The following is a 4,237-nucleotide window of genomic DNA, read 5'->3' on the forward strand; positions in this document are numbered from 1 at the left end:
TCGAGGTTACCTAAAGAAAATCATGAAAGACTCTCATGGATATGTGGGAATGAGTTTTGACATAGGAAAACCGAAACGCCTTATCTTTTGTGAATCGGTGATTGATATGATGAGCTATTATCAACTCTATCAGAAGCAGTTATCAGATGTGCGTTTGGTTTCTATGGAAGGCCTAAAACTCTCTGTGATTGCGTATCAGACTTTACGATTAGCAGCTGAGGAACAAGGCAAACTTGAGTTTTTAGATACTGTCAAACCAAGTCGATTAACGCATTACCTTCATGCTATACAAGAGACGACTACCTTCTTTCAGACGCACCCAGGCTTATTAACCTTGGCTGTTGACAATGATGAAGCAGGGAGAGATTTTTGTCAGAAATTATCTGAGAAAGGACTTCCCACTGAAACAGACTGTCCACCATTACAGGAACTGGAAACTAAAGCAGATTGGAATGATGTTGTAAAATATCAAAATATTTATTCTCTAAAAGATGTGATCCAATCGGCCAAGTTACAAGTTATCCGAAGCAATCCTCCGCCTAGAAAAAATACCGCTTTAGAGTTGTGATAACAAAATCAAGTTTCTTAGCTTAATCTAGAAAGTGATAAGGAGGACACCCTATGAGTGTGATTGAACGCCTAGCTGAAAGAGTGGCTAGGCAAGAGGAAAAAGTTGCGAAAGAAACGGAAAAACTAGAAACTTATCGCAGTCAATTACAAACAGCGATGTATCAAACCTTTATCAAACGCCAACAAAACAGTCCTTGGACATTTGATGAAGCATTGACGCAAGCCTTTGGCCAAGATGAACAAAAACCAATACCATCAGATAATAGAAATGAGGAATAACACATGACAAAAGACTGGACCTTTGACCAACCCTTAGATGATAACACACCGACATCTTCATCGGAAGAACGTGCGAAGATTGCAGCACTATTTCATAAAGAAAACCAAGAGGGCACTGAAGATGTTGACTATGTGGTAGCCTTTGAAATGGAACAACAAAAAGCTAAGGAGAAATCCGTTTCACAACCAAAAACTCAAGAGCAATCCACACCAAAAGTGGTGTCCTCCTCTAACATTACAAACGACTACAAGCAACATCTAGCTGATGTGATGGCTCAGAATAATGAAGACATTCTTCAAAGTCAGAAGAAAATCGAAGAGTTGCACCAGTTGATTGATGACAAAAATAAGCAAAATAAGAAATTACAAGCCATTTCAGTAGCCATTGATGACTTGTAAGCACGAGCAGTCCTCATAAGGGCTGCTTTTTATGGGGGAAGAAGATGAAGTTATTCAAAAAGCAAAGGCATAATCAAGATAGTTTTAAGCGTCTCATCCATCGTCTATCAGGAATGTCTGAAGCCGACTTAAACAAGGTCAACCAATTTGAATTAATAAAACAAGATCAAAATTTTATTCTTGAGGGTGGTGCTGGAAGCGGGAAAACTTATTCGTTAATTTCCATTATTGAAAAAATATCTATTGAGGAACCGAAACAATCGATTAAGATAGTTTACCGAGAGCGTTCAGCTCTCTTTTTCATACTCTCATTTTCAAGCTGTGATACTTTTTCCAAATCATCTCTATTATCCTAATACTATTCCTAAGGAAATCAACTTGACACTTGAGGAATTTGAGCAGATTCAACTACTGATGAGAAAGGAGAATGCGGAGCAGTTTTCTCCCTTTGTCAGACAAAAACTATTGGACATTGTCAATAACAAGGATAACATCAGAGATCCTCATCAATTCTGTTAACCTCAATTCTCATAAGAGTCTCAAATGGGATTATGCTCAGGAGAGAAATTTACGGATGATTTCTGATCGACTTGCCAAAGAAGCAGGTGCCAAAATTATCACACCGAACCGTTATTCTCATGAGAAGTTTGTGACCTATCGCAAAAGTAATCACAAATTTGAATTAAAGCAACGTCTTTATTTTCTGATGGAGAATAGTAAGGATTTTGACGACTTTTTATCCAAGGCAGAAGCATTGAATTTTCAGATTGATTTTTCAAGAAAATACGCTCGTTTTTTGATGACGGATATGCCTATGAAGCGAGTTATTCGAGGCAAGCAATTAGATAAACGTCAACCCTATACCGAGGAATAGTTTCGAGAGCACTTTGCCAAGCGAGCGATTGAGCAATGTTTAGATTTTCTCTTACCCACAGTTCGTGAACTTTCACAGCTTTTGGAGTTTGCTAGAGAGCTCAACCTCACTATTTCTCTGAAACAAAAACACGTGGTTTTTACTCTAACAGAAAATGGCCATAGCATTATAGTCAATAACCAAAAACTTAGTTCCAAAAATCTCTACGATGTTCAGTTCTTTGAGACTTACTTTGAGAAATGTGGAGAAGTTCCTATTATTGACCAGTCGCAACTCATTTCAGACTTTGAGGGATACTGAGAGGAACAAGATAAGGATAAGTTAGCTTATGAAGACTTGCAAGAGGCTTATCAAGCATTTAAGGAGAAACGAGACCAGGTTCAAGAGTTTGAGGTTATCTTAGATGAATACCAGATTGATAAGTTAGTCAAAGATGGTCTCTTTATCAGGATGAATTACGGTGTTAAAAAAGACGGCTTGTTCTTTATCCCAAACCGTCATTTAGATATTAAAGAGACAGAGAGTGGTAAACACTACCATGTCTTTATCCGTGAGACCGCACAATTTTTCATTTACAAGAAGGAGGTGCCTGAACTCAATCGCTATATGCATGGTCGTGAACTCATTCGTCAGTTAACCAATGATAGCCAGACTATCCCTAAAAGAAAAAGACCAACCATTGATACATTTCAGAAAAAGATTGAAGAAATAAATCTCCTCATTGAGTTAGATACAGAGAATAAGTCTTATCAAGAGGTTAAAGATGAGATTTTTAATGATATTGCTCGATTAGATTTGACCATTACAGAGTTGCAGGACCATATTGCTCATCTCAATAAGGTAACGGAGGTCTTGCTTAATCTGAACAACAATGATATAGAGAACCGTCGTTTGACCAGATATGACAATGCCAAGATAAGTCTAACTGCGGCTATAAAACTGGAACAAGTTGAGAAAGAAATCGAAATCTATCAAATTAAGTTAGATAAGTCAATAGATGACAATGAGTATTTAATAAGGAGGCTGGAAAAGTTTGTCAAAATTTTAAATGAAATAGACTCAAGCAAGGATGAACTAAAATTTGAACACAGTGAAAAAATGTGAAAGAATAGCATTTTTCGGATTTATTGATACCAAATATTGAGTACTCTGAAGAAATTCTGAAATAAAATTGATAAAAAGGAATAAAAAACTAAGGAGATGATATTATGAAAAAGATAGGCTTATTGTCGAATGTTTTTATATCATTGTTTATTGTTATATTAGCTAGCGGTTCTGTGTCATCAGGAGTAAGTGCTAATGAAAATAAGGAAATTAGTTATAATGTTTTAGTTAGTGAAAATAAATCTATTGAGGATGTAGAAGATGTTTTACAAAGCCAAGGAATTAAATTTACTGATAAAATACCTGAAATAAATTTTTTAACTATTTCTACCGAAAAAAGTAAAGATACAATAAAAAAAGAAAACTCTAATTATATTGATGACATAGTTATAGATAATACTATGACTGTAAAGCCTAATATTACTTATTTGTATGGGGACAAGGTTTATACAAATACTAATTTAGATTTTTGGGGAAATCAGTGGGATATGCAAAAGAGTATTAGTACTGGAAGTAAATTTCAACATAAGTCCTCTGGTAAAGCAACAATTGGTGTAATAGATTCTGGTATTACATATGATAATCCAGATATTTATTCACACATTATTTCAGTACAAAATTTCACATCAGATTTGGAAACAGGAATAGTTGATAACCAAAATGTTGTAGATAAAATTGGGCATGGGACCTCTGTTGTGGGACAAATTTCATCAAGTGGAGAATATTTAGGGATAGCACCTGACATGAAAATACGAATGTATCGTGTTTTTGATGAAGGGAATGCTCAAGACCAATGGATTCTCAAAGCGCTCATTCAAGCAGCAAAAGATGATGTTGATGTTATTAACCTTAGTTTAGGAGAATATTTGTTAAGAGATTCCACTGAGAAAGTTCTAAAATGAAGTTAGCCAGTTGAGAGTATGCAAAAACATCTCAGAGAGATATAATGTAGTTCACCACAAACACATTAAAAGGAACTCTGAGATGCAAAACCATTATACTACAAAAGGC

4 protein-coding genes and 2 pseudogenes are annotated in these 4,237 nt (G+C 35.5%); all 6 read left to right on the forward strand.

Annotated features, from left to right (window positions below):
* Positions 1-568, forward strand: a 568-nt coding sequence (locus HF992_RS11600; RefSeq protein WP_246201299.1) for a toprim domain-containing protein, incomplete at its 5' end; no start/stop codon positions are given.
* A 53-nt stretch (positions 569-621) separates the two neighbouring features.
* Entirely contained in the window at positions 622-849 is a 228-nt protein-coding gene (locus HF992_RS11605) for a DUF5965 family protein (protein ID WP_029174742.1), read from the forward strand.
* Between the two features lie 3 nt (positions 850-852).
* The gene (locus HF992_RS11610; RefSeq protein ID WP_168550152.1) at positions 853-1,248 is read left to right on the forward strand and encodes a DUF5945 family protein; all 396 of its coding nucleotides are present in this window, start codon (positions 853-855) and stop codon (positions 1,246-1,248) included.
* A 44-nt stretch (positions 1,249-1,292) separates the two neighbouring features.
* Positions 1,293-1,604 carry a hypothetical protein gene (locus HF992_RS11615; RefSeq protein WP_168550150.1) on the forward strand — a complete coding sequence of 104 codons (312 nt, stop codon included), beginning with the start codon at positions 1,293-1,295 and terminating at the stop codon, positions 1,602-1,604.
* Positions 1,605-1,735: 131 nt separating this feature from the next.
* A pseudogene (locus HF992_RS12135) lies at positions 1,736-3,226 on the forward strand (SAG1250 family conjugative relaxase); the annotation flags it as partial.
* 104 nt (positions 3,227-3,330) lie between these two features.
* Positions 3,331-4,116, forward strand: a pseudogene (locus HF992_RS11630) (S8 family serine peptidase); the annotation flags it as partial.
* Positions 4,117-4,237 lie beyond the last annotated feature (121 nt).

It is taken from the genome of Streptococcus ovuberis (assembly GCF_012396585.1).
Classification (GTDB): Bacteria; Bacillota; Bacilli; order Lactobacillales; family Streptococcaceae; genus Streptococcus; species Streptococcus ovuberis.

What these genes read in the sequence shown, in the direction of transcription:
- HF992_RS11605 (WP_029174742.1), top strand. Translation starts at nt 622, where the DNA reads ATGAGTGTGATTGAACGCCTAGCTGAAAGAGTGGCTAGGCAAGAGGAA.
- HF992_RS11610 (WP_168550152.1), top strand. Translation starts at nt 853, where the DNA reads ATGACAAAAGACTGGACCTTTGACCAACCCTTAGATGATAACACACCG.
- HF992_RS11615 (WP_168550150.1), top strand. Translation starts at nt 1,293, where the DNA reads ATGAAGTTATTCAAAAAGCAAAGGCATAATCAAGATAGTTTTAAGCGT.